Source organism: Leisingera sp. XS_AS12, assembly GCF_041224635.1.
Lineage (GTDB): Bacteria > Pseudomonadota > Alphaproteobacteria > Rhodobacterales > Rhodobacteraceae > Leisingera.
Genome location: NZ_JBGFGM010000055.1, coordinates 1 through 281, shown reverse-complemented (window position 1 = coordinate 281; position 281 = coordinate 1). Strand labels below are relative to the sequence as shown.

Below are 281 nucleotides of genomic sequence, written 5' to 3'. Positions count from 1 at the left end.
CACGCGGCTCATCCGACCACCTGTAGTCTCGGGGCCTGCGGTCGCCCGCCCGGCCGTCCCACGGCAAAGCGGTGCGCCAGGGCCAGGCCTGCGCGAATCACATGCGGGTCCATCTGGCCCTGAGTCACCTCGGCCACCGCTTCCCGCGCCGGCGGGGTCTCGTCCCGGCGCATGTGATGCAGCATCCGCAGCAACGCCGCCTCATCCGCCGTGACGCAGGCACGGTTCTCCAGATCAAAGGGGCTGATGCAGGCGAACTGCCCGTCGCGGCACTCCAGCAC

Annotated in this window: 1 pseudogene; it reads right to left on the bottom strand. The window is 70.8% G+C overall.

Annotated features, from left to right (window positions below):
- Positions 1-8: 8 nt before the first annotated feature.
- Positions 9-281: pseudogene (locus AB9K35_RS02085) on the bottom strand (hypothetical protein); the annotation flags it as partial.